Origin of the sequence: Faecalimonas sp. LCP19S3_D12 (assembly GCF_052121495.1) — a bacterium.
Classification (GTDB): Bacteria; Bacillota; Clostridia; order Lachnospirales; family Lachnospiraceae; genus Faecalimonas.
Genome location: NZ_JBQKED010000025.1, coordinates 15,807 through 41,098, shown reverse-complemented (window position 1 = coordinate 41,098; position 25,292 = coordinate 15,807). Strand labels below are relative to the sequence as shown.

Below are 25,292 nucleotides of genomic sequence, written 5' to 3'. Positions count from 1 at the left end.
CTTTTTAAATAGAAAATGCCCAAAGATTGTTAATCTGTGGAGAAAGTCGTTCGTAGCTCCACAACTTTTCACTGTTTGCATTGCTGTTTGGGTCTAAAACATGAAACTGTCCATTTTCATATCCGTTCAACACAATAAAGTGTCCGGTAGTAGTAAAATCTCCGGGACGCATACTACAGATAATCGGGTGCCCAGAAGCGAGTTGGTTTGCCATAACAGATTCATCTAATACAAGTTCCTGAGAGGTGATTCCATATTGCTTGGCGCCTACCCGCATCAGTTCCCAGCTGGAACCGGATTCCGGAACATAGAGTCCGTTGGAAGCTGCATATTGTGCAATCTTATATGGGGTGATCGTATTGTCTCCGGTCAGTCCGGAAACTACCATTGCAAGAGAAGTTGGTCCGCAGCCATTGATGGCGAGGAAATTATCACCATAGATTCCGTAGCCCCATCGTGTATCCCATTGAAGAAGGTGCGGAATTACCCCTTTTGTGACATCACCGATTGTATCAGCACAAGGCTTGTCCTTTTCAGACGGGTAATTTAGAACGAAATCAGTTGCCTCAGTATTTTTTGAGAGCAGTTCCAGCAAATCAGCAGGATACTGGTCATAGTGGTTCACAATTTCTGCGACATGTTTGTCGTTTGCGGCCATGTTGTTCAAGTTTGTCACGACATCGGAAGGCAATAAAGCAGTGTCAGATGGAATCGGTGTAAATTCAATTTTTTTCTTTGATTTTTTTGCAGAAGTATTGTTCCCTTCCGAAGACGTTGCCTTTGAAAATAATTTTTCTTTAATAGAGAATACTGATTTCTCCAAGAGTATCAGAAAAAGCAGAGCGATAACAAAAATGATGCATCTTCGTATGAGAAGTTGCTTCCTTCTGCGTTTTCTAAGTGCATTTCTTTTTGCACGTTCTGAATCAGTGTAACTGTAATTTATATGATCTAAATGTCTTGAATTCATAAATAAAGTCCTCTCTTGTACATAATGGAATATTATAACGCATATGACGAAAAAAGTGTTTAATGAAAAGTAATAAATTTATTAAAATAAATTAAGATTACGTTGCAGAATTTCTGCAGGTTGTGTTACTGCATGAAATTGGCTATAATAAAAAATAGTGTAAAAGAATGCGGGAGACGGCAGGAAATGAGGAAACAAAATGCAGGAAGAAAACAAACAGATAGCCCCAGGAACAATGGAAAGATTGGTTCAGGGAAATGAACAGATTGGTTACTATAGAAGTATCAGCAACTATGAGGAGGCGCTAAAGATTTCAAAAGAGATGTTGGAACTGGTGGAAGAGCTTGGTTTACAGGGAAGTGAGGCGCATGGGACGACACTTTTGAATGCGGCGACCGCATATCGGGCTGCAGGTATGTGCGAAAAGGCGATTGCGATGTACCGAGCAGCGGAACAGATTTTAAAAAATCTTGGAATTCAAGATGAGCGTTTGGCGGGACTTTATAATAATATGAGTATGGCATTTCAGCAAAAAGAAGACTATGGGACGGCAGAGCGTTGTCTTTTGCAGGCGCTTGCAATTGTTAGAAACCTTCCGGATCATAAAGTGGAAGAGGCGACAACCTATGCAAATCTGGCGTCAGTCTGCTATGAAAAGAAAGAATTTGCACAAGGGGTTGAATATGTGCAGAGAGCGATTGAACGATTCGAGGAATGTGAAGAAAAAGATGCTCACTATTGCGGTGCGTTGGCACTTCTTGCACAGGGGCACTATGAGCAGGGAGAAATGGAAAAAGCAATTTCGGCTTATACAGAAGCATTGGGGGAGATTTTGGTGCATTTTGGGAAGAATGAGTCTTATGCAATGACTTGTGAGAACTGCGCGATTGTGCTTTCAGAAGCTGGATTTGCAAAAGAGGCAGAGTATCTGAAAAAAGAGGCGAAAGAAACTTATGAGAACATACGAAGACTGAAAAAAGAGATTTCAGGTCTCGAATTGTCAAAATGCTACTATGAGACTTACGGGAAAGCGATGCTAAAAGAGCAATTTCCGGAATATGCAGATCGTGTGGCAGCAGGTCTTGTCGGGCATGGCTCAGAGTGTCTCGGGTTTGACGACATGTGGTCAAAGGACCATGATTTTGGACCGGGATTCTGTCTTTGGCTTACGGAGGAAGACTATGAAAAAGTAGGTCAAAAGATGCAGGAAGCATATGAGGCGCTCCCGAAGGCTTTTATGGGTTATCCGGCACGGAATACTTCAAAGCGAGGAGGCGGACGTGTGGGAGTGCTAAGTATTCCTGAATTTTATGAAGAGTTTACCGGAAACGGTGCATGGAGTGAGATGGAAGACGAAAAACTTGCCATGGCAGTGAATGGGGAGGTGTTTGATGACCCATTGGGAGAATTTTCGGCAATTCGGGAACAACTGCAAAATGGAATGCCATTTGCTGTCTGGAAACGAAGACTTGCAAATGCCGTTGCGCTGACAGCACAAGCCGGGCAGTATAACTATGGAAGATGTAAAAAACGAAATGATATTGTAGCAGCAAATCTTGCGCTAGACGAATTTGTGCGGGAAGGAATGCGGACAGCATATCTTTTGAATCGAAGGTATATGCCGTATTATAAATGGGCGTGGAGAGGTCTTGAAAATTTAGAATGCTTAAGTGAATTGAAACCGCTGTTTGAACAGGTACTTTCTTCAGAAGGAGAACGGGAGAGCGTGGTGGAAGAAATTTGTGCAAGGCTGTTAGAAGAACTGAAACGACAAAACCTGACATATGGGGAGGAGACGTTTTTGGAATTGCATGTGGAAAGAATTTTGGAGGCGAAAGAAGAGATGAATCCGATAATAGAACAAATTGTAGAAATGGAGTGGGAGATGTTTCAAAATGTGAGAAATACAGGCGGGCGTGCTGCGTGTCAGGATGATTTTGAGACGTTTGATGTGATGCGCAAAAGCCAGTTTTTGACATGGGATCTGCCTCTTTTGGAGAGTTACTGGCAGGATCTTCAAGAGGGAAAAGCGCAGGGAAGAAATCTGGTGATGGAAAAGTATGCTTATATGATGGAGTCTACAGCTCCCAAAGAATACGAAGCGATTGCCACGGGACTTCCAAAGATTTCAGAAGAAAAACAGGCTATGATTGAGCAGATTGTGGCGATTCAGGTTGGATGGCGAGAGGAGTTTGCCGAAAAATATCCGCACCTGTCCGAACAGGCAAGAATCATCCACACATCGGAAGATACACTGTATGATATTTCTTTTGAGACTTATCTGCGGGGAGAACTTAAGACATATTCTATGCAGACATTGGTGCTCTATGGAAGACGTATTGTGGCGTTTGTACAGGAACAAAAAAATATGACAGAAGAAATCATGCGCTATACAACGACATTTTATGGATATAAGACGCTGGAAGATGCAGAACAATCTCAGAAATGACAAAAATAGCACCGGTTCACAAAGCTGTGTAACCGATGCTGTTTTTTAACTTGTCCGTGTGAATTCTGTCTTACATTTTGGACAGGTAATGCAGATACGTCCTTTTCCTTTTGGAATGCGGATCTTTTGTTTACATGTCGGACAAGTATAAATATGATGTGTTTTCCGCTGCTGCATGTGTGATTTTTCACGCTGGAATCTTGCTAAAAGCTTATTCTTTATCTGTAAGAATCTCATATTTTCCTGATATCGTTTGTTATGGTTCTTTGAGAACACACGATAATAGGTATAAATGAGTAAAAGCAGTGTCCAGGAATTCAAAACGACGCTATGAAAAAATAAATCTATGACACAGAAGAAAACAGTCACTCCAAGCAAAAATTTGGAAAATGAATCGATGCCATAGCGTCCCATCATAAAATGTTGTAATTTTTCCTTCATATTGTTCACCTCTGAAAGTATCATAGCATGTTTGGATGGGAAAAAATATGGTTTAAATATAAATAAAAGTTAAAATTTTCTAAAAGGATAGCAAAATAGACTGTGCACGAAGAAAGCTTTATGATATAATAATGAAACACAAGAGGAAAAAATAGAATAAGGAGCAGACATATGAAAAGAGTGTTATTAAAGCTGAGCGGGGAAGCTTTAGCAGGAGATAAAAAGACTGGTTTTGATGAGGCAACTTGTATTGGGGTTGCCAATCAGGTAAAGCAGTTGGTAGACGATGGGATTCAGGTCGCAATTGTGACAGGCGGCGGGAACTTCTGGAGAGGAAGAACAAGTGAGACGATCGACCGCACAAAGGCAGACCAGATTGGAATGCTTGCAACGGTTATGAACTGTATTTACGTATCTGATATTTTCAGACATGTTGGAATGAAGACAGAGATTTTCACACCGTTTACATGCGGCGCATTTACAAGTCTGTTTTCAAAAGACGCAGCAGTTGAGGCGTTAAACAGTGGAAAGGTTATTTTCTTTGCAGGAGGAACAGGACACCCATATTTTTCAACAGATACAGGAGCAGTTCTTCGTGCGATTGAGATTGAGGCAGATGCAATGCTGCTTGCAAAGGCAATTGACGGTATTTACGACAGCGATCCGAAGTTGAACCCGGATGCGAAAAAATACGATGAGATTACAATTCAGGAGACGATCGACAAACGTCTTGCGGCTGTAGATCTTGCGGCGTCTATTTTATGTATGGAGAATAAGATGCCGATGTTAGTCTTCGGATTGAATGAAGAAAACAGTATTGTTGAGACAATGAAAGGTACATTCACAGGAACAAAAGTGACAGTATAAGAGAGAATTTGGAGGATATGATTATGAACGAAAAATTACAGATATATGATACAAAGATGCAGAAAACATTACACAGTCTGGATGCAGAGCTTGCAACAATCCGTGCAGGGCGCGCTAACCCACACATTTTGGATAAACTGACAGTAGATTATTACGGTTCAGCAACACCAATTCAGCAGGTGGCAAATATCTCTGTCCCAGAGGCTCGTATGATTCAGATTCAGCCATGGGAAAAGAGTATGGTAAAAGAGATTGAAAAGGCAATCCTGACATCAGATATCGGAATCAATCCGACAAATGACGGTACAGTGATTCGTCTTGTGTTCCCGGAACTGACAGAAGAACGAAGAAAAGAACTTGTAAAAGATGTGAAGAAAAAAGGTGAGGCAGCAAAAGTTGCAGTCAGAAATATCCGTCGTGATGGAAATGACGCATTTAAGAAGTTAAAAGGAAGCGATGTTTCTGAAGACGAGATCAAAGGATTAGAAGAAGAATTACAAAAATTAACAGATAAATACATCAAAGAAGTAGATAAATCAGTAGAAGCAAAATCAAAAGAAGTTCTTACTGTTTAAGAGATAAGAGGAGCGAGAAGATAAGTGAGGAATGCTAGGATGCAGACTTTGCTTATCTTCTTTGACAGTATGCACCAAAAGAAAAGGAGGGCGTTGTATGAACGTACCACAGCACGTGGCGATTATTTTAGATGGAAATGGTCGTTGGGCAAAGAAAAAAGGGATGCCAAGAAACTATGGGCATGCACAGGGAAGCAAGAATGTGGAGCGCATCTGTGAAGAGGCATATAAGATGGGAATCAAATATCTGACAGTCTATGCGTTTTCGACGGAGAACTGGAGCAGACCGAAAAGTGAAGTGGATGCATTGATGAAACTTCTCAGAAATTATATGAAAACCTGCCTGAAAACGGCAGAGAAAAACCGTATGAAAGTGCGGGTGATTGGCGACAAGACCGCTCTGGATGATGATATTCGAAAAAGAATCGATGAGCTTGAGGAAGCGTCAAAGAATAATGATGGATTGAATTTTCAAATTGCATTAAATTACGGAAGCCGTGATGAGATGATCCGTGCGATGAAAAAGATGTGTACAGACTGTAAGGAAGGACGTTTGCATGCAGACGAAATCAGCGAAACAGTATTTGAACAGTATTTGGATACACATGGTATTCCGGATCCAGATCTTCTGATCCGCACAAGTGGGGAACAGCGGTTATCGAACTATTTGTTATGGCAGCTTGCGTACAGTGAATTTTATTTTACAGATGTATTGTGGCCGGATTTTACGAAAGAGGAATTGAAAAAAGCCATTGAGCATTATAATAGTAGAGACAGACGTTTTGGGGGCGTGAAGGAAGGAGAAGAATAGATGTTTAAGACAAGATTACTAAGTGGAATTTTGCTTGTCCTAATCGCATTGGTGACAATCATCAGTGGAGGTGATATCCTGTTCGCAACAGTGCTGCTGATCAGTCTGATTGGAATGAGTGAATTATATAAAGTGCTGAAAGTGCACAACACATTACTTGGTGTGGTAGGCTATGCGGCGTGTATCGTCTATTATGGGATGATCCGTATGGGAAGAGCTGATATGGTGACATTACTTACGATTGCATTTTTAGTTGCCATTATGGCGGTGTATGTATTTTCATATCCGAAGTATCGATCGGAACAGATTATGATTACGTTTTTCGGACTGTTTTATGTGGCAGTGATGTTATCTTATGTTTACCAGACGCGAGAGCTTACGCAGGGGGCATATTTAGTGTGGCTCATTATCCTTTGTTCATGGGGATGTGACACTTGTGCTTACTGTGTCGGAATGCTGATTGGAAAGCATAAGATGGCGCCGAAGCTCAGCCCGAAAAAGTCTATTGAGGGCGGTATCGGGGGAATTCTCGGGGCAGCACTTTTGGGAGTAATTTATGCACTTGCAATCAATCAGTTTGCATCAGGAGCGGATGCAAATGCGTTAGAATATGCGGTTATTTGCGGTGTTGGCGGAATGATTTCCCAGGTGGGAGATTTGGCTGCATCTGCTATCAAGCGTAACCATGATATTAAAGATTACGGAAAACTGATTCCTGGACACGGTGGAATTTTAGACCGATTTGACAGTGTGATCTTTACAGCACCGATTATTTATTATATGGCGGTCGCATTGATGCGATAAAAGAAAGGATGTTTCATGAAGAAAATAGCAATACTGGGATCTACAGGATCCATAGGAACACAGACGTTAGAAGTTGTCCGAGAAAATAAGGATATAGAGGTACTTGGACTTGCAGCAGGGAATAACATCAAACTTTTGGAGAGACAGATTCGGGAATTTCATCCGAAGATGGCGGCAGTATGGACCGAGGAGCGCGCAAAAGAGCTGCGTGAGAATGTGAAGGATCTGGATATCAAAATTGTGTCAGGCATGGAGGGACTCATTGAACTGTCTGTTATGGAAGAAAGTGAGATCCTTGTGACTGCGATTGTTGGAATGATTGGGATTCGTCCAACAATTGAGGCAATCAAGGCAGGAAAAGACATTGCACTTGCGAATAAAGAGACACTGGTGACAGCGGGACATATCATTATGCCGCTTGCAAAAGAATATCAGGTGGCAATTCTTCCAGTGGACAGTGAACACAGCGCCATTTTTCAGTCTCTTCAGGGGGGACAGGAGAAAGCGCTTCATAAGATTCTACTGACGGCCTCGGGCGGACCTTTCCGCCAAAAGACAAGAGAAGAACTTCTCAATATTCAGGTGGAAGATGCACTGAAACACCCAAATTGGGAAATGGGAAGAAAGATTACAATCGATTCCTCTACATTGGTTAATAAAGGTCTGGAAGTCATTGAAGCAAAATGGCTTTTTGATGTGTCACTTGATCAGATTGAGGTCGTTGTGCATCCGCAGAGTATCATTCATTCGATGGTGGAATATGTGGACGGCGCGATCATAGCGCAGCTTGGAACACCGGATATGAAACTGCCGATACAGTATGCATTATATTATCCGGAGAGAAGATTTCTGCCGGGAGACAGATTGGATTTTGCAGAATTGTCAAAGCTGACATTTGAAAAACCGGATATGGAGACGTTCTATGGACTTCGTCTTGCATTTGAAGCGGGAAAAGAGGGAGGATCACTTCCGACGGTATTCAATGGGGCGAATGAACTTGCAGTTAGTAAGTTTTTGGATCGAAAGATTAAGTATCTGGAGATACCAGAGATTATCGAGCACTGTATGCAGGCGCACAAAACGATAGCAGATCCATCGGTAGATGAGATTTTACAGACGGAACAAGAAGTATATGAACAGATAGAAAGCAGGTGGTAAAATGGGAATTATACTTGCAATATTGGTGTTCGGACTGATTGTGACAATCCATGAACTAGGGCATTTTTTGCTGGCGAAAAAGAATGGGATCCATGTGGAGGAGTTTTCTATCGGAATGGGTCCCCGATTGTTCAGTAAAGTAGCCGGAGATACAAGGTATTCGATCAAACTGCTTCCAATCGGAGGCTCCTGTATGATGGGAGAAGATGATGTGGAGGATATGTCCGAGGGAAGTTTTAACACAAAGCCTGTCTGGGCAAGAATTTCTGTTATTGCGGCCGGACCGATTTTTAATTTTATATTGGCATTTATTTTTGCGGTAATACTGGTTGCGTGGGTTGGCTATGATAAACCGGTGATTTCCGGTGTGACACCAGGATATTCTGCGGAGGCAGAAGGAATGCAGGCTGGAGACCAGATTCTTAAGATGAATGGAAAGAAAATTAATGTTTGGCGTGAGGTGCTTTACTTTAATGTATTCCATCCGGGGGAAACGGTAGACCTCACATATGAGCGCGATGGGGAAAAACATGAGGTGACAATCACGCCTCAGAAAGACGAAAACGGAGCATACAAACTAGGGTTGATACCTCCTGGCAAGAACGAAGAGGCGAATCTGTTCACGGCGTTGCAGTATGGAGCTTATGAGGTGAAATTCTGGATCTGTACTACTTTAGAAAGCTTGAAGATGCTTGTCACCGGGCAGGTGGGAGTTGATCAGCTATCCGGACCCGTTGGTATCGTTGACATGGTCGGAAATACGTATGAGCAGAGTAAATCATATGGATTATCGGTTGTGATTATAGAGTTGATGAATATTGCAATCTTATTATCAGCCAACCTTGGTGTGATGAATCTGATACCATTTCCGGCATTGGATGGCGGAAGACTTGTGTTTTTGTTTATTGAGGCGATACGAGGCAAACGAGTGCCGCCGGATAAAGAAGGTATGGTGCATTTCGCGGGATTGATGCTGTTGTTTGCGCTGATGATATTCGTGATGTTTAACGATATAAAGAGATTATTTTAACAATTGGGGACGTAGTAAAATTCAATTTTACTACGTCCCCAATTGAACATACCCCTGTCCCTAATTGAAGGTGTTGCCTTACACGAGCTCAGCAATTCTGGAGACTCCTACGTAAATTTCGGAGATTTTATACCATGTGCGATAATCGACTGTTCCCGTTTCAGGGAGTCCAAAGACGGATTGGAATTTTCGCACAGAGGCAGCGGTCGCAGGACCATAGATACCGTCCACAGTAACTTTTGGAATTGCAGGATAGGCATCGGCAATCACATTGAGTTGTTCCTGCATCTGACGAACTTTGTCCCCGGAAGAACCATTGGAAAGAGTATAGCCAGGCCACGAGGAAGGAACGCCCGAAATTTCCTGAGCAGTATTAATGTACATATTGTCACCGTAATAGTAGCGCAGAATTTCAATCGGTGAGTATCCTTGGTCGCCGAGTGCCTTGGAACCCCACTGTGTCATCCAGTTTGGACATTGGACACGCCTGCCGTCACAGTATTGAGTCAAAATTGGCTGCCTGACATTTGGACGGGACAGATAGCTTGCAAACTGCTCATCTACGATTTCTGAGATTGTATCAAAGACGTTCCGTTCTGGAATCCATTTGTGGTCGAAGGCAGTTGAGGAAGTGATTGTAAAGTCGTATCCCTGGTTTCTGTACCATTCGGTATAGACGCGGTTTAGTGTAAATGACATAATCGCGAGCACATTTGCACGGATAGTATCCTGTGGCCATGTGGCATAAATTTCGCTGGATGCCACATTTTTGATATAATCTTTATATTTGACATAGTAGTTTTTGGCAGTGCTGTCTCGTGGAGAGCCGTCGTGCACGACAATGTATTCCGGTACGACAACCCGGCTTAGTACAATTTCGCCGGTTTCCTGCAGAGGCTTGATTTCATCTTCTGGAATTTTAGGTGGATATTCTCCATATAACGTGTGAGCGGGAATGACAAATACATCTTCCGGAGGTTCTGGATCGGTCATCGGGTGCATAGTAATATTCTGAATGGCGGTGACATCCGGAAGGATCTCTGCTCCGGCGATGCTTAGTGGTTCGAAGCCAGGAGCAGACACGTTCAGAGTGTATTCGGAATATGGCTGGTATTCGATAGTTGGATTTAGGCTGTATTCAAGTGGTGGTGTATCTAATTCCAACACTTCGGTCTGTCCTGAGGAATCGGTTGTCAATTCTTCGATCGGAGATTCGGGAACGCCGGTATAAGTAATGGATATTTTGGCTTCTGAGATTGGATAAGAAGTCATGTCAGAGGTGACATTGATCTGCAGTTTTCCTTTATCAGCGTTGTCAATCTGTGCGGTAGTGATACGATTCATAAAAATACCTCATAGGAAATCTATTACTGTTATGATATTCTGAAAAAAAGGGATTGTGAATAAAAGAGGAGAGAAACATGGCGAGAAAAAAGAAGAGAGGTTGTCTCGGAATGATTTTGGGTATTGGAATGAGTGCAGTTGCCGTTATTGTTCTGGGGCTGGTTGGAACATATGGATTAAAATGGAAAAGCAGCTATGAAAAGCGAAATGAAATTCCGTATCAAAAGGTTGATTTGAAAGAGAAGAATCCGGCACAAAAATATTATTATGAATCGTTGTCTGAAGAAGACAAAGTGGTGTATCAGGAAATTTTGCAAGGGGTGTTGGATGGAAACGGGGAAATTTATCTACACAGTGCAGAGGCAAAAAAGAACAATCAGTTGTTTCAATTTGTGCTCAATGATTATCCGGAGATTTTCTGGTGTGACGGAAGAGGAAAGACAACGATTTACCAAAAAGGAACAGAAAGCTATTCTGTTCTAAGTCCTGAATATCAGTATGGACAAGAAGAGCGGGAGCAAAAACAAAAAGAGATTGATGCAAGAACGCAGGAAATGCTTGATGGAGCGCCGAAGGATGGGGCAGAGTATGAAAAAATTCAATATGTATATGAATATGTGATCAATCATACGAATTACTGGGAAGGAGCCTCAGACAATCAGAATATTTACAGTGTATTGGTTAACGGGGAATCTGTATGCGCAGGCTATGCGAGAACGACACAGTATTTATTGGAGCGGTTGAATGTATTTTGCACTTATGTGACAGGGACAGCAAAGCGTCCTGAATCAAGTGAAGAGGTGCCGCATGCGTGGAATTTGGTTTCTTGTGGAGGAGACTATTACTACGTGGATACGACATGGGGAGACCCGGTGTATTTAGAGGAAGTGGACACAAATATTGTTTATGATTACCTCTGTATCTCGGGGGAGGAATTGTTTCAGACACATACGCCCGACGGTGTGATTACACTTCCAAAATGCACGGCTAAAGATGCGAATTATTATGTGATGAATGGGATGTATTATGAGACATATGAAAAAGATATCATCCTTGCAAAGATGAAAGAGAGCATTCAGAATAAGCAGAGTCAGATTGTTTTTAAATTTGCAAATGAATCGGTATATACAGAGGCAAAAGGACTGATTTTGGAAAAGCTGGTGAAAGAGGCTGCGGAGCATCTGGGAAAATTATATCAGTTGTCCCGTGTGGAATACTCCTATAAAGACGAAGAAATATTGCATAAAATCAGCATTTTCTGGAGCTATGAATAATCCACTTTTATGTGTTACAATAGAGAGCGAAGAAGGAGGAGTACCATGTATAAGATATTGATTGTAGAAGATGATATGATGATTGCGAAGACACTGAGCAGTCATTTGGAAAAATGGGACTATGAAGTGCGCTATGTCAAAGATTTTAAAAATGTGATGAATGATTTTTTGGAGTTTGAGCCGCAGCTGGTGCTGATGGATATTATATTGCCGCTGTTTAATGGGTTTCACTGGTGTACGGAGATACGGAAAATAGCAAAGACACCGATTGTATTTTTGTCGTCGGCATCCGATAATATGAATATTGTGATGGCGATGAATATGGGCGGCGATGATTTTATTGAAAAACCATTCGACCTGAATGTTGTGACAGCCAAAGTGCAGGCAATGCTGCGAAGAGCCTACTCATTTCAGGGGAATTTAAATGTTTTAGAGCATCAGGGACTGTTGCTGAATCTGAATGATGGGATTGTAAGCTATAAAGAAAAAAAGGCGGAATTGACTAAAAATGAATTTAAGATTTTGCAGGTTTTGATGGAGCATGCAGGAAAAATTGTGACAAGAGAAGAGTTGATGACGGCACTTTGGGAGAGCGATGCTTTTGTGGATGACAATACACTGACAGTCAATGTCACAAGGCTTAGGAGGAAACTTGCTGAGCTTGCTGCTGTAGAGTTTATAAAGACAAAGAAAGGGATTGGATATATTATAGAGATATGAAAGAATTCAGATCATACTGGAAGAAAAATAAAAGATGGATAGGAATTAGCTTTAGTTTCGCTGTGATTTTTACAGTCATTTTAATGTTGTATGATATACCGGCAGACACCGTGTGGTATGCATTTGCACTTTGTTTTAGTGTGGAGGTGATTCTTCTTGCTGTTGATTTTGTGAAATATTATGGAAAATGTAAGCGGATGGAGGAACAGTATCTCAATATCAATATCTGTGTCCCGGAGGATGGAGAACCTGAGGATCTGGTGGAGAGGTATTATCAGGAGATGGTGAATACACTGTTCGAGGGGAAAGCGAAAATAGAGTCTGATAACAATATCGCTAGAAAAGAAATGCTTGATTACTACAGTCTTTGGGTGCATCAGATCAAAACACCGATTGCCGCAATGCGGATTTTACTTCAGGCTGCTGAGGAGATTTCATTTGAAAAACGCACTGAGCTTGAGATGGAGCTATTTAAAATTGAACAGTATGTGGAGATGGCACTGTCTTATATCCGTTTGGGGAATATGGCATCAGACTTAAAGCTGCAGTGGTACTCGATGGATGAGATTATCAAACCTGCAGTAAAAAAATACTCTAAGTTATTTATTCTCAAGAAAATAAAACTGAAATATGAGCCGATTGAGAATAAGATACTGACAGATGAAAAGTGGCTTGGCCTTGTTGTCGAACAGATTTTATCCAACGCACTGAAGTACACGAATGAAGGAACGATTTCTATTTATTTAGAACCAAAGAAAGAGAATGTACTGGTGATAGAAGATACTGGAATTGGTATTTGGCAGGAAGATCTTCCGCGTGTGTTTGAAAAAGGATTTACCGGGTATAACGGGAGAACAGATAAGAAATCGACGGGAATCGGCTTATATCTTTGCAAAAGCATCGTCGATAAATTAAATCATAGAATTTATATATCATCGGAAGTGTCAAAAGGAACAAAAATCTTTTTGAATTTGAACCGTGATGATTTTCGATTAGAGTAAAAGGGAGAAGCAAGATGAGTAACATAAGAAAAAAAATAGCGGCTTGTCTGGCAGTATTACTGCTGTTTTCTGTGACAAGCTGCGAGAACTTGAATAAAACCGCACAAAACGATGGTCAGCAGATTGAAGTGACAAAGCATATTGAGGTTGAGTCAGTACCGGAATATGCGGGACAACCCTATGTCACGATTCATGATAACAAACCGGATTTTACGGAGGCAGAACTTGCTGAAGATGTGTTTGAGTCTTACAGTGAACTGGATGCAAAAGGCAGATGTGGCGTGGCGGAAGCGATGATTGGAAAAGAGTTGATGCCAAATGAGGAAAGAGGAAAAATCGGGCAGATCAAACCATCCGGATGGCATACGGTCAAGTATGATAATGTAGATGGAAAGTATTTGTATAATCGGTGTCATTTGATCGGCTATCAGCTCACTGCGGAAAATGCCAATGAAAAGAATCTCATTACAGGGACAAGATATATGAATGTGGATGGAATGCTTCCATTTGAAAACATGGTGGCAGATTATATAAAAGAGACAGAACATCATGTCCGTTACCGTGTAACACCGATTTATGAGGGGGATAATCTTGTTGCATCCGGCGTGGAGATGGAGGCAGAGTCTGTGGAAGATGAAGGAGAAGGACTTTCCTTTCATGTGTATGTGTACAATGTACAGCCTGGGATTGAGATTGATTATGCAACCGGAGACAGCCATGAAACAGATACAGAACAAACAAATCAGGCTTCAGATAATCAGATAGAGAGTTACGTTTTGAACACGAACAATAAGAAGTTCCACAAACCAACCTGTTCAAGCGTCAAAGATATGAAGGAAAAAAATAAAGAGACCTATGAGGGAACCAGAGAAGAATTGATTCAAAAGGGATATGAACCATGTGGCAGATGTAAGCCATAAAAAAACAAATAAAACCAGTCATTTTGAACCTTACAAAAGTGTAAGATTGGATTGCAAAATTGTCACCTGAAATTATGGCAGGGAAAAATCTTTTCTTATACAATAAAGGAGCATTCAAGAAAGAGACAAAGTAGAAAGGTGGAAATGATATGGCATTATTAGAAGTAAAAAATGTAAAAAAAATATATACGACCCGTTTTGGAGGAAACCAGGTGCAGGCGCTCTCGGATGTGAATTTTTCGGTGGAGCCGAGAGAGTACGTGGCAATCATGGGAGAATCCGGTTCTGGGAAAACAACTCTTTTGAACATTCTGGCTGCGTTGGATAAACCGACAGGAGGAAAGGTTCTCTTAAAAGGAAGGGACTTAACTACGATCAAAGAACGTGAGATGGTTGCATTCAGAAGACAGAATTTGGGCTTTGTATTTCAGGATTTTAATTTGTTGGATACGTTTTCTTTGAGAGACAATATTTTCCTTCCGCTTGTATTGGCAGGGAAAAAATATCCGGAGATGGAAAGCAGACTTCGCCCGATTGCAGAGCAGCTTGGCATCACACATTTGTTGAACAAATATCCATATGAGGTGTCCGGGGGACAGAAGCAGAGGGCAGCAGTTGCAAGAGCATTGATCACAAAACCACAGTTGATTTTGGCAGATGAGCCGACAGGAGCTTTAGATTCGAAGGCATCGGAAGAACTTTTGAGATTGTTTAACACAATCAATACAGATGGGCAGACGATCTTGATGGTTACACATAGTGTAAAAGCGGCAAGCACGGCAAACAGAATCTTATTTATCAAAGATGGAGAAGTGTTCCATCAGTTATATCGCGGAAACCTTTCCAATGAAGAACTTTATCAGAAAATTTCTGATACGTTGACGGTGTTGACAACAGGGGGTGACGGCATTGAGTAGTTCAATTTATGGAAAACTGGCAGTCACAAATTTAAAGAAAAACCGGAAAAGTTATGTGCCGTATATATTTACCTGTGTGGTCACGATCGCAATGTTCTATATTATGCATTCTCTTGTATATAATGAAGGAATCCGGCAGATGCCGGGGTCAGACAGCTTAATGATCATTCTTTCATATGGAACAGGTGTAGTTGGAATTTTTGCAGTGATCTTTCTGTTTTACACGAATAGTTTTTTGATGAAACAGCGAAAAAAAGAAATCGGACTTTACAATGTGTTGGGTCTTGGAAAGAGCCACATCGCCAAAATGCTTATATGTGAGACACTGATTGTGGTTGCAATCAGTCTGATTCTTGGACTTGGCGGAGGGATTCTCCTAAACAAACTGATTTTTTTGTTTTTGCTCAAAATGTTACATTTTGACGTAGCACTGAAGTTTTCAATAGAAATAAGAGCAATTAGCGGGACATTGTTTTTGTTTAGTGGGATCTTTGCGGCAAATCTGCTCTTTAACTTGATCCAGATCAAACTTGCCAATCCGATTGAATTGCTCCATGGTGGAAAACAGGGAGAGAAAGAGCCAAAAACAAAAATCATTATGACTATTATCGGCGTGGCTGCACTGGGAGGCGGATATTATATCGCACAGACAACGGAATCACCGCTTACAGCAATGGGTCTGTTTTTTATCGCCGTGATACTTGTTATCATCGGGACATACGCACTTTTTACAGCAGGAAGTATTGCTTTGTTGAAACTGTTAAAGAAAAATAAAAAATTTTACTACAATACGAAACATTTTACATCTGTCTCAGGAATGTTATATCGTATGAAACAAAATGCGGTCGGACTTGCCAACATTTGTATTTTGAGTACGATGGTGCTTGTTATGGTCTCCACAACAGTGGCATTGTATGTTGGGATGGAGGATATATTAAAGACAAGATTTCCGCATGATGTGACAATTTCCGGAACGGATTTGTCGGAGGAAGAAAAAGCATCCATTGATCAGACCATCACAGATATAGTAGAAAAATACGGGCTTACTTATCAGAATGATGAGCAGTATGAGGCGACACCATTTGCGGTCAACCGAGTACAAAATAAGTTTATTTTGTCTAAAGATGATATGACCTCTATCAAAGAAGGGTCTTATGGAAGCCTGTATTTGATGACTCAGGATACTTATAATAAACTGGAACACAAAAATGTTGAGCTATCTGAAAATGAAGTGCTTTTATACTCAACGAAAAGTAAGAGCAAACCGTCCGAGATCGAGATAGATGGAACCACATATCAAGTCAGAAAAAACCTGAAAGATATGAAGGTGGATAAAGAAACGTATATGATGATTGATATCTATTATTTGATAGTACCAAACCAGTCGATAATTGATCATCTCTCAGAAACTTACGCAGACAATATGGGAAATCGTTATTATCGAAATATTGATTTTCGTGAGAGTGTGAAAGACCAGCTTCCGGCATTGGAAGAGATTCGTAATTCATTGGGAAAAATCGATGCATTATCCCCGGTAGAATGCAGGGAATTAGAGCGCGACATGATGTATTCATTTTATGGATCTTTCTTATTCCTTGGCATCTTTTTAGGAGCACTGTTCCTGATGGCGATGGTACTGATTATCTACTACAAACAGATTTCAGAAGGATATGACGATAAAGAACGATTTGCGATCATGCAGAAAGTTGGTATGAGCAGACGTGAGGTAAAACAGTCGATCCGAAGTCAGGTGATGATCGTATTCTTCCTTCCGCTTGTAGTTGCGGTTGTGCATATAGCGGTGGCGTTTAAAGTAATCACAAAACTTCTTTCACTGATGAATTTGACAAATGTGTCATTGTTTATGACATCCACGATTATTACAGTGATTGTGTTTGCAGTATTTTATGCGATTGTATTTGCGATTACCGCAAAAGAATATTACCGGATTGTAAAATAAATATTGTGAAAAGACGCAGTGAAATGAAAGAGATTTTGCTGCGTCTTCTCTGCGGAAAGACATTGTCAAATTGGCGGGAGGGTGCTATGATAGCAAGTAGTGAAATAAAATGGAGGGAACACTTATGACGACAAAAGAGGAAAGAATTGTAGAACGAATTGAAGGTGCAAGCGGTGGAAAAGGTATTCTCAGAAAAGAAGTTCTCATTGACAGGGAACAGATGGGAGAGCACTGTGGATTGTTCGGAGAGGTGACGCTGGAACCAGGAGCGGTACTTGGATATCATGAGCATCATGGAGAGACTGAGACATATTATATCCTTTCTGGAAACGGGGTGTATGTAGACAATGGAGAAGAGATTCCGGCGAAAGAAGGAGATGTGTTTTTCTGTAAAGATGGTGATGGACATGGATTGAAAAATACAGGGGAAAGAGATTTGGTGTTTGTTGCACTGATCTTAAAAAAATAGGAGAAAAGATCGGATATTCAACCATTTTGTAATGAGATGTGAATATCCGGTCATTTTGTATTACTTAGTTTTCCGAAAAAAATGTCTTGAGTGCATATAGCAGTCGTGTATTCTCTTCAGGACTCATGATGCAGAAGCGGATAAATTCGCCATCTAACTGTTCAAAAGAAGAACAATCTCGAATCATTAATTTTTGACGGATCAGATTGTCGAACACATCAAATGAAGTTAAGCCTTCCTTTAAAATCTGCACCAGAACAAAATTTGCCGAAGGTTTGAATGCTTTGAGTTCTGGTATCGTCTGCAAGGTTTCATATATTCTTGTCCGTTCTGTTTCAATCAATTGTCTTGTCTTTTGGATATAGTCAGTGTCTTGTAAGAACAATTCCCCAGCGAATGCTCCGACGCTGTTTAACGACCAGGGATTCTGATGCTCTTTCAAAATATTCCGAAAATGAACATTGCTTGTCATGCCATATCCAAGTCTTAAGCCTGGTGCAGCAAAGAACTTGGAGACACCTCTTAATACCATCAGATTATCATAGTCAGGGACAAGGCAGACGGCACTGAACGCTGGAATCAAGGAGACAAATTCGATATAAGTTTCATCGATCATCACAAAGATATCTAACTTCTGACAGGTCTGAACGATGGCTTTCAAATCCGACACAGAGATTGCAGAAGAAGTAGGATTGTTGGGGTTGCATATAATCAGCAGATCAATGGTATCGTCGAGAGTTCGACAAAAATCCGATACATCCAATTGAAAACCCTTTGCAGCGGAGAGAGCATAATAGGAAAGCTTGCCGCCGCAAAGGGAGAGTTCCCGCTCGTATTCTGAATAGGTAGGACCGAGTAGAAGTGCACTTTTAGGTGCGCGGTGTTGAATCAAAAGAGAAATCAACTCGGTGGAGCCATTTCCGACAACAATGTAATCTGGATCGATATCACTGTATTTTCCGATCACCCGGCGAAGAGAAGAGTAATTTCGATCGGGATATGTCGTAATGATGTCAAGATGTCTGATAAGTTGATTTTTCACCTGCTCGGATAGCCCAAGTGGATTGACGTTGCTAGCAAAACAAACAATCTCTTCTTTAGGTATATTATAAATTTTTTCGATTTTTTCTAAATCACTTCCGTGAAATTGTAGATGTTTCTGCATAAAACCCTCCTTTATATTCTCTTGCCAGAAACAGTAGAATGATGCTATAATTTATTATAATGATATTTGGAGAAAATGCAATGAAAGAAACATAAAGCAGGTGACTAGATGAAAAATAAGATAAAGAAATTCTCAAAAGGAGATTTTCAGATAGAGCGTCCGGAGGTTGTATTTCCGGAGACACATATTCAAATGATGATTGGAGAAGGAGAAGTTTACAGCGGAAGTTTTATCATACAGAATCAAAAAGATGGAGATATCAGAGGGATTGTCTATTCGTCTTCTTTTCGGATTCAATGCAGTGAGCAGGGATTTGAAGGGAATCCAGTGAAGATTAATTTTACATATGATGCTGCAGGATTAAAGCCGGGTCAGATGGAGCGTGGGAAGTTTACTGTGATGTGCAGTGGTGGGGAATATGAGCTTACGTTTACAGCAATGATTGAGAAACCATTCATTATGACTTCCTATGGAAAGATACAGAATGTGGAAGATTTTAAACGGCTGGCAATGAAAGATTTTTCTGAAGCAAGAAGATTGTTTCGTACGAGACAATTTTATGATGTATTAAAATATGAAGAATTGAGAGTCAAGAATCTTTATGACAATATGCGCAAATGGGCGCTCGACGAGGAGGCTTTAGAAGAATTTCTTGTCGGAATCAAGCAGAAAGAGAAGATATTTCTTACACTTTCCGATGAAGAACGCCAATTGCAAGATGTTTTAGAGGAGACAAAGGATTGGATCGAGATTACCAAAAATACGTGGGGATTTGTCCCAATCCGGATTTGGGCAGATGGGGCATTTATTCAGATTCGCGATGAGGAGATCACAACGGATGATTTTGTGGGGGACAGTTATCGGCTTGAATACAGTATAAAAGAGAAAAAACTACATGCAGGGAAGAATTATGGACGTATTTTTATAGAGACACCATATGAAGTTTTGCATGTGGATGTTTTAGTATGCCAGCATGTTTCACATAATCATGCGGGAAGAGAGAAAGAATTGTTGGAAGCACAGGGACTGAAAGAGTATTTGTCATGTATTTCAGGAAAACTTTCGCGAGATGAGTGGATGGAAAAAGAGATTGAGAAAGCAAAGCAGCTTCGAGATATAGAACAAGAGAATGAATATTATCTGCTGATGCAGGCTCACATTTATCTGTATGGCGGTAAAAAGGAAGAAGCGCGATGGATTTTAGAGAATTTTAATTACAATCGGTTTGCAATTGGGAAAAAACCAGAGATCAGTGCTTACTATTTATTTTTGACAGCGTTGCTTAGAGAGGATACAAATCATACGAACAGAGTGTTGGAGGAATTGAATCGTCTCTATATCAAATATCCATATTCCTGGCAGCTTCTATGTATGTTAGTGAATCTGGATCCCAAATATAAAAGTGACAGTGAGAGGTTCAGGATACTTGAGAGACAGTTTTATAATGGAACAAATCACATTTTATTTTATGCGGAAGCATATCTCTGTCTAAAGAATCAGGTGATTCTTCTTCGAAAGCTCGGTGACTTTGAGATACAGGTGTTGAATTTTGCCGTTAAATACAAACTGATCACGCGGGAACTTGCAGAATATGCTGCAGAATTGATTAGCCATCAAAAAGAATATGACAAACGTTTGCATTATATTTTGGAGAGACTCTATAAGATTTATGCAGAACAAAAGGTATTGAATGCGATTTGTGTGCAATTGATCAAGGGGAATAAGACCGGGGCATCCTGTTTTAAATGGTACGAAAAGGCGGTGAAGCAGGAACTTAAAATTGCACAGCTTTATGAGTATTACATGATGTCGATCGACGGAAGAAGACTGCGGAGAGCATTGCCGCGCATTGTATATTTGTATTTTATGCATGGAAATCATTTGGACGATCAAAGAGCGTCGATTTTGTATGCCAATATTTTAACATATGAAGATGAAGAAAGTGAGATATACCAGTATTATCAGGAAGAGATGGAAGTGTTTGCGTGGAATCAGCTTTTAAAGAGACAGATCAGCGAAGAGTTGAGGATTATTTACAACCGTTTTCTAGTGGAAGAAAAGATGAATCCGGAGCGTTTGGATGCACTGTATGATATCTGCCATGCATATTGGGTGAGAGCAAAAAAATCTGGTGTAAAGTATGTGATTGTTATTGAAAAAGATGGTACTATTAGACAAAGAGTTGCGTATTCCAAAAAAGGAGCGAAGATCTATCTTTATGATGAGAATGCAAGAATTGTGTGGGAAGCGAAGAACGGAATGCATTACACCGAGTCGATTCCATATGATGCAAAGCGCATGCTTTATGAGGTGCGTTTTTTGGAGATGTGCAAGAAACGGATGACAGACCGAGCAGAGCAGGAGATGGCGAAGAAGGTAATACCGGTTACTTTTGAGAATTTAAAGACATATGGACTTCAGGCGTTTGATGAGCGGGAAGTATTTTTGATGTGCACAAAGAAGATTCGGGAAGAGGGATCGTCAGAAGATGACTTTCTACTATATCTGTCGTTTGAAGTCATGAAGAGAGGATATTATGACAAAGCACTTTTGACCTATCTTGCAACCTTTTATTGTGGAGCAACACGTGATATGAAATTGCTTTGGAAGCGTGCAAAGGAGTACGATGTGGAGACACATGCACTTTCAGAACGCATTATTTCTCAGATGTTGTTTTCAGAGACATTGTTTTCAGAAGAGGCAATTTTTGAAGATTACTATTATGAGGGCAATCCATATTTTCGTTTGAAGCAGGCATATCTTGCCTATGTATCAAAAGAATTTGTGGTGCTTGACCGGAAAGTAAGTGAAAGTATATTTACGATTATTGTAAAAGAATATGAAGAAAAAGAATATATTGCTGATATTTGTAAAGTGGCAATATTAAAATATTATGCAGATAGAACGACTGAACACATGGAATATGAAGAGATGCTTCGGGGATTTTTGAGAGAGATGTGTGAAAAGAGACTAGTATTTTCATCTTATTTGTCTTATCCGGAAAACTGGCTACGGGAAGTACAATTGTATGATAAAGTCATTGTGGAATATCATGCGACATTGGACAGCAAAGTAAAAATTGTATATCAGATCAATCGGGGAGAGATGGAAAAACTAGATTATCAGAGTGAATCACTCCTTCCAATGTATGGTACTGTCTTTGCAAAAGAATTTATTTTATATAAGGATGAGATATTGAAATATTATTTCAAAGAGACGCGAAAAGACAGGAAGATTGCAAGTGAAAAAATGAATGTGAGGCTGGAAAGAGATGTTTGTTTGGCTGGAAAGTTTGGACAATTAAATTCTATGATTGATTTGAGTGATGAGGAAAAGAAAACAGCGATGGAATCATATCAGCAGGAAGAAGAAATTGCTGAACAGATATTTCAGACATATTAAATGGGGGATGACAGCGTGACAGGAAATATTTTAGGGTACGATTTAAACGAAAAAAATTGCCAGATCAGTTTTTACAGCGAAGAGCAGCAAGAGCCGCAGACAATGGAAATTGTGGCAGATAACTATCAGATTCCGCTAGTTCTTGGGCGAAAAGGGGATGTATGGTCTTTTGGCAACGATGCAAAGCGTCTTGGAGTGTCGAGAGAAGGATATACGGTGTCAAATTTGTTTGTGAAATCACTTTTAAGAGAAAAAGTTTCACTTGGGGAGGAAACATATGAGGCAGTTTGGCTTTTGGCGAAATTTATAGAGTTGTCTTTGGAAAAATTTGAACAGATCCAACAACTTGTGTTTACGGTTCCTCGTATGAGTGTGGACATCGGGAAGATTTTAAAAGGAATCGGACAGCGTATTGGAGTAGCCAAAAGTAATATTTATGTGCAGGATTATAAGGAGAGCTTTTGTAATTACATGCTTTATCAACCAAAAGAACTATGGCATTATGAGGCTGCCTTATTTCACTGTGATCGGTACGAAGTGAGAGCGTATATGCTTCGCAAGCTCCGAACGGGCATCGGGAAGGGTGCCGATACATTTGTGACAGTGGACCAAGTGGCGAGTGCACAGATGAAGGAACTGGCAGCGGTCTATCCGGTTCTGAATGTGGATCGGGCAAAGGCTGCCGATAATCGATTCAAACAGTTTGTACAGAGTGTGTTTGATAAAAAACTTGTATCTTCGGTATTTTTGACTGGAGAGGGATTTGAGAACAATTGGTATCCGCTTTCATTGAAAGTGTTGTGTAATGGAAGAAGAGCATTTTTAGGAAACAATCTTTATAGCAAGGGAGCATGTTATACCGCTTACAGAAGAAGTCTGGACTACAAAGAGGGACCGATTTATTTGGACGATACGAAGATGACAGAACAGATCTGCCTGAAGATGCGTATCAATGGGCAAGATGAATGGTATCCAGTTGTTCCGTGGGGAACGAGATGGTATGAATCGGATATGCAGTTTGAAGTGCTTCTGGAAGAGGTAGAAGATATTGAGATACATATTGAGTCACTTACTGGAAATGAAATGCGTGTTGAGACAGTTTCTATGGAAGAACTTCCGAAGAGAAAGGATTATGCATTGAGGCTTCAGGTAAAAACACTATTTTTGGATGAAAAGACATGTAAAATTAGCTTTAAAGATATTGGGTTTGGGGAATTTTTTCCGGCAACTGATTTCTACGAAGAAAAAGAGATACATTTAGGAGGAAATGATGGGCAGTTTAATTCTTTGTTATAAAAAGAAAGCGAAACAACCATATGAGATTACAAGGATACATCGGAAAATTTATACGATTGAAGAATTGTGTTATTATTTGTGTAATAATTTGTATCTCATTGATTATACAATTATGAATGAACAGCTTTGCGATTGGTTGGAAGAAGAATTGGCGTTGACGGAGCTTTCTCAAAATTTAAGACAATCTTTAAAACAGCATGGAGCTATGGAAAAGTTTGTTGTGACAATTCTTGCCTATGCCTCTATTTATACAACAGCAGAACTGCGTCAGATTCAAAATGTATTAGAGCGGCTGAAAAATCAAAAGGAGATTGAACGAAAGAAATATAAGGCAGATAACCTCTTGGAAAGCGGCGCAGTGAAACCAGCTATTTTGATATATCAGTCTATTGTTCATGGCGTCCATGATGACAGCGTGGATGGAAAATTTTATGGGAAAGTGTATGGATGTCTTGGAGCAGCGTATGGAAGAATGTTTCTATATGAGGAGGCGGCTAAGATGTATGAAGCCGCATTTCAGATTTGTGAAGAGGAGTCGATGCGCAAGGCGTATCTCTATTGTTGTAAAAAATTTATGAACAGCGAAAGTTATGCAAAACTTCTTGAAAATAATGAAGTCTATCATCAGGTAAATGAAGAATTAAGTAACGAGATAGAAGAATTAAAAAAACATTCCAGACCGACATTAAACGAGGAAACATTGTCGGAGTGGAAGGAGCAATATAGAAGACTTGGGACGGGAGAGATTTAGCTTCCGTCTTTTTTGTGTGCAAGATTTTCTCGTTGACACGTATTACTTTCTGTGCTATCATTACAAAGTGATTTAGTGTGGTAGAGTAATAATATGATAAAGTGGATGGGAGGATATAAATATGAAAAAGAAAATAGCACTGATGATGGCTCTTGTGTTTTCTGTGACAACAGTATTTGCAGGATGTGGAGCAAAGGACGATCAGAAGCAAAGTGACGGTGGGAGCGATAAGACGCAGAAGACATTTACGGTTGGGTTTGATCAGGATTTCCCGCCGATGGGATTCGTTGGAGATGACGGAGAATATACCGGATTCGATTTGGACTTGGCAAAGGAAGTTGCAGACAGACTTGATATGAAATTTGTTCCGAAGCCGATTTCCTGGGATGCAAAAGATATGGAATTGAGTTCAGGAGGAATTGACTGTATTTGGAATGGATTTACAATGACCGGACGTGAAGATAAGTATACATGGAGTGAGCCGTATCTCAATAATGAGCAGGTATTTGTTGTAAGGAACGATTCCGGAATCAAAACACAGGCGGATCTTGCGGGGAAGGTTGTCGATGTACAGACAGATTCTTCAGCTCAAAAAGCACTGGAAAAACAGGAAAAGCTTCAGAAGAGTTTTAAGGAATTGAAGATTGTCTCAGACTATAACACTGCTTTTATGGATCTGGAATCAGGGGCAGTCGATGCGATTGCGATGGATGTTGTCGTCGCAAGATATCAGATTGAACAGAGAAAAGCAGACTTTGTACTTTTGGACGATGCATTGGCATCAGAGGAATATGCGGTGGGATTTTTGAAGGGCAATGATGAACTGCGAGACAAAGTACAAAAGACATTAGAAGAGATGGCAGAAGATGGTACAATGAAGAAAATTTCCGAAAAATGGTTTCAGGAAGATATCACAACAATCGGAAAATGATAAAAAAGATAGAGGGCTGTCAAACGTGATGGTCCTC

The 25,292-nt window shown here is 40.4% G+C and carries 22 protein-coding genes; 18 read left to right on the top strand and 4 right to left on the bottom strand.

What is annotated here, in order from left to right:
• Positions 1-4 precede the first annotated feature (4 nt).
• Positions 5-970 (bottom strand): C39 family peptidase, encoded by a 966-nt coding sequence (locus ACTQXY_RS09180; protein WP_441659210.1) that lies wholly within the window; start codon positions 968-970, stop codon positions 5-7.
• Positions 971-1,169: 199 nt separating this feature from the next.
• Here ACTQXY_RS09180 and ACTQXY_RS09175 point away from each other — a divergent pair, with 199 nt between their 5' ends.
• Positions 1,170-3,419, top strand: a complete 2,250-nt coding sequence (locus ACTQXY_RS09175) for a DUF4125 family protein (RefSeq protein ID WP_441659209.1) — start codon at positions 1,170-1,172, stop codon at positions 3,417-3,419.
• Positions 3,420-3,464: 45 nt separating this feature from the next.
• Here the strand turns inward: ACTQXY_RS09175 and ACTQXY_RS09170 are convergent, their stop codons facing one another.
• Positions 3,465-3,860 (bottom strand): hypothetical protein, encoded by a 396-nt coding sequence (locus ACTQXY_RS09170; RefSeq protein ID WP_441659208.1) that lies wholly within the window; start codon positions 3,858-3,860, stop codon positions 3,465-3,467.
• Between the two features lie 171 nt (positions 3,861-4,031).
• Between ACTQXY_RS09170 and pyrH the strand changes: the two genes are divergently transcribed.
• The 6 genes from pyrH (at position 4,032) to rseP (ending at position 9,105) form a co-directional block, all read left to right on the top strand.
• On the top strand, positions 4,032-4,727 hold the full coding sequence (gene pyrH, locus ACTQXY_RS09165) for a UMP kinase (RefSeq protein ID WP_441659207.1): 696 nt from the start codon (positions 4,032-4,034) through the stop codon (positions 4,725-4,727).
• 23 nt (positions 4,728-4,750) lie between these two features.
• Positions 4,751-5,302: a ribosome recycling factor gene (gene frr, locus ACTQXY_RS09160; RefSeq protein WP_441659206.1), complete on the top strand. Its 552-nt coding sequence runs from the start codon at positions 4,751-4,753 to the stop codon at positions 5,300-5,302.
• Positions 5,303-5,399: 97 nt separating this feature from the next.
• Entirely contained in the window at positions 5,400-6,113 is a 714-nt protein-coding gene (locus ACTQXY_RS09155) for an undecaprenyl pyrophosphate synthase (protein WP_441659205.1), read from the top strand.
• The gene (locus tag ACTQXY_RS09150; RefSeq protein ID WP_004613961.1) at positions 6,114-6,917 is read left to right on the top strand and encodes a phosphatidate cytidylyltransferase; all 804 of its coding nucleotides are present in this window, start codon (positions 6,114-6,116) and stop codon (positions 6,915-6,917) included.
• A gap of 15 nt (positions 6,918-6,932) precedes the next feature.
• Entirely contained in the window at positions 6,933-8,075 is a 1,143-nt protein-coding gene (gene dxr, locus ACTQXY_RS09145; protein ID WP_441659204.1) for a 1-deoxy-D-xylulose-5-phosphate reductoisomerase, read from the top strand.
• A 1-nt stretch (position 8,076) separates the two neighbouring features.
• Positions 8,077-9,105, top strand: a complete 1,029-nt coding sequence (rseP, locus tag ACTQXY_RS09140) for an RIP metalloprotease RseP (protein WP_441659203.1) — start codon at positions 8,077-8,079, stop codon at positions 9,103-9,105.
• Between the two features lie 78 nt (positions 9,106-9,183).
• Here rseP and ACTQXY_RS09135 read toward each other — a convergent pair whose 3' ends face one another.
• A complete protein-coding gene (locus ACTQXY_RS09135) occupies positions 9,184-10,449 on the bottom strand; it encodes a peptidoglycan-binding protein (protein WP_441659202.1) in 1,266 nt (421 codons plus the stop codon).
• Between the two features lie 77 nt (positions 10,450-10,526).
• Here ACTQXY_RS09135 and ACTQXY_RS09130 point away from each other — a divergent pair, with 77 nt between their 5' ends.
• From ACTQXY_RS09130 to ACTQXY_RS09100, 7 genes are all read left to right on the top strand, one after another.
• On the top strand, positions 10,527-11,723 hold the full coding sequence (locus ACTQXY_RS09130) for a transglutaminase domain-containing protein (protein ID WP_441659201.1): 1,197 nt from the start codon (positions 10,527-10,529) through the stop codon (positions 11,721-11,723).
• Positions 11,724-11,768: 45 nt separating this feature from the next.
• Complete coding sequence (locus ACTQXY_RS09125; RefSeq protein ID WP_441659200.1) at positions 11,769-12,443, top strand: winged helix-turn-helix domain-containing protein; 675 nt, start codon at positions 11,769-11,771, stop codon at positions 12,441-12,443.
• Positions 12,440-13,444 carry an ATP-binding protein gene (locus tag ACTQXY_RS09120; protein WP_441659199.1) on the top strand — a complete coding sequence of 335 codons (1,005 nt, stop codon included), beginning with the start codon at positions 12,440-12,442 and terminating at the stop codon, positions 13,442-13,444. Before ACTQXY_RS09125 ends, ACTQXY_RS09120 begins: the two co-directional genes overlap by 4 nt.
• Positions 13,445-13,458: 14 nt before the next feature.
• On the top strand, positions 13,459-14,364 hold the full coding sequence (locus tag ACTQXY_RS09115; RefSeq protein ID WP_441659198.1) for a DNA/RNA non-specific endonuclease: 906 nt from the start codon (positions 13,459-13,461) through the stop codon (positions 14,362-14,364).
• Between the two features lie 149 nt (positions 14,365-14,513).
• The gene (locus ACTQXY_RS09110) at positions 14,514-15,281 is read left to right on the top strand and encodes an ATP-binding cassette domain-containing protein (protein WP_441659197.1); all 768 of its coding nucleotides are present in this window, start codon (positions 14,514-14,516) and stop codon (positions 15,279-15,281) included.
• On the top strand, positions 15,265-17,241 hold the full coding sequence (locus tag ACTQXY_RS09105; RefSeq protein ID WP_441659196.1) for an FtsX-like permease family protein: 1,977 nt from the start codon (positions 15,265-15,267) through the stop codon (positions 17,239-17,241). Before ACTQXY_RS09110 ends, ACTQXY_RS09105 begins: the two co-directional genes overlap by 17 nt.
• A gap of 124 nt (positions 17,242-17,365) precedes the next feature.
• Positions 17,366-17,710, top strand: coding sequence for a cupin domain-containing protein (locus tag ACTQXY_RS09100; RefSeq protein WP_441659195.1), 345 nt, complete (start codon positions 17,366-17,368; stop codon positions 17,708-17,710).
• Between the two features lie 64 nt (positions 17,711-17,774).
• Here ACTQXY_RS09100 and ACTQXY_RS09095 read toward each other — a convergent pair whose 3' ends face one another.
• Complete coding sequence (locus ACTQXY_RS09095; RefSeq protein WP_441659194.1) at positions 17,775-18,875, bottom strand: aminotransferase class I/II-fold pyridoxal phosphate-dependent enzyme; 1,101 nt, start codon at positions 18,873-18,875, stop codon at positions 17,775-17,777.
• Between the two features lie 108 nt (positions 18,876-18,983).
• On the opposite strand from ACTQXY_RS09095, the gene ACTQXY_RS09090 reads away from it, so the two are divergent.
• From ACTQXY_RS09090 to ACTQXY_RS09075, 4 genes are all read left to right on the top strand, one after another.
• A complete protein-coding gene (locus ACTQXY_RS09090; protein WP_441659193.1) occupies positions 18,984-22,277 on the top strand; it encodes a DUF5717 family protein in 3,294 nt (1,097 codons plus the stop codon).
• Entirely contained in the window at positions 22,278-23,573 is a 1,296-nt protein-coding gene (locus ACTQXY_RS09085) for a DUF5716 family protein (RefSeq protein WP_441659192.1), read from the top strand.
• On the top strand, positions 23,548-24,324 hold the full coding sequence (locus ACTQXY_RS09080; RefSeq protein WP_441659191.1) for a hypothetical protein: 777 nt from the start codon (positions 23,548-23,550) through the stop codon (positions 24,322-24,324). Before ACTQXY_RS09085 ends, ACTQXY_RS09080 begins: the two co-directional genes overlap by 26 nt.
• A 121-nt stretch (positions 24,325-24,445) precedes the next feature.
• Positions 24,446-25,255, top strand: coding sequence for a transporter substrate-binding domain-containing protein (locus ACTQXY_RS09075; protein ID WP_441659190.1), 810 nt, complete (start codon positions 24,446-24,448; stop codon positions 25,253-25,255).
• Positions 25,256-25,292: the final 37 nt, after the last annotated feature.